General features: G+C 56.2%; 1 protein-coding gene. It reads right to left on the bottom strand.

Annotation, left to right across the window (positions count from 1 at the left end):
- Window positions 1-264: 264 nt before the first annotated feature.
- Window positions 265-1,251, bottom strand: a 987-nt coding sequence (locus ACP7E6_RS29380; RefSeq protein WP_426233715.1) for an IS110 family transposase, incomplete at its 5' end; no start/stop codon positions are given.

Below are 1,251 nucleotides of genomic sequence, written 5' to 3'. Positions count from 1 at the left end.
GATGTGTGTGGACGCCCCGGTAAATGCAAGCAAAATCTTTCTTCGGTACGGGCATGTGGTCGGGTGCTGACGTGTGTCCGGCCTCGTATAGCGACTTCAACACGTCGCGGGCCCTTATGGAATACGTGGATCAGATCCAATTCGGGTCGGCGTGCTCGAGGCACTCATCAATCTGTTGGTTCTTCTGATCCTGTTTCTGACCGATTGCCCATAATCCTCTGTTAGACCTCACCACATTCCGACGTCTCGCGGTCCTGTTCTGCCCTAGACAGAACCAGGCGCCGGAGCTTGATAGACGCCGCCGCGAGCCATCAGAGCCCAAGCGGTTCGCGCCAATTTATTCGCCAAAGCAACTGCAACAAGTTTCGGCGGCTTCTTCAAAAGCATTCTTGCCAACCAGGACCTCGCTGGCGCTCCGTACCGTCTCGCCCAGCGGACAACCGCGGTCGCGCCGAGGACAAGCAGGCGGCGAAGGTCGCGTTGCCCCATCTTCGAAACCTTTCCGAGACGATCCTTACCGCCGGAAGAGTTTTGTTTAGGGGTGAGCCCAATCCATGCCGCGAAGTCGCGCCCCTTGGAGAAGATTTCTGCCGGCGGAGCCAGTGCTTCGATCGCCGTTGCGCAAATCGGGCCGACACCCGGAATAGTCATTAGCCGCGAGGCGAGATCATCCTGTCTGGCGCGGGTACGGAGTTCCTTCTCCAGCACGGCGATCTGTTCGGAGAGAAACACGACTTGTTCCAACAACCCTTTGCACAGCATTCTAGCAACTTCAGGCAGATCGGGATGTGCCGCTATTTGCTCATGCAGGAGCGGTATGTGTTTGATCCCTTGAGGAACGATCAGCCCATACTCCATAAGGTGCCCGCGTAATGCATTGGCTGTTTGCGTGCGCTGTCGAACCAATAGATCGCGCACCTTGAACGTCATGGATGAAGCTTGTTTCTCGGCACTTTTGACGCTTACAAACCGCATCGTCGGTCGCGACGCTGCTTCCGCTATAGCTTCCGCATCGGCAGCATCATTCTTCTGCCGTTTGACGAAGGGCTTAACATAGGACGGGTTGATCAGTCTGATCTCGTGGCCGAACTTACCAATTTCTCTTCCCCAATAATGGGCGCTGGCACAGGCTTCCATCGCCACTACGCAGATGGGGAGCTTGGCAAAGAACTCAAGCAATCTCCCACGGTTCAGTTTCTTACGCAGCGCAACCCTTCCGTCTGGACCTGCGCCGTGGATCTGGAACACGTT

It is taken from the genome of Pararhizobium sp. DWP3-4, assembly GCF_049898205.1.
GTDB lineage: Bacteria > Pseudomonadota > Alphaproteobacteria > Rhizobiales > Rhizobiaceae > Pararhizobium.
Note: the sequence above shows the minus strand (reverse complement) of the source record. Positions and strands in the feature narration are given on the sequence as shown.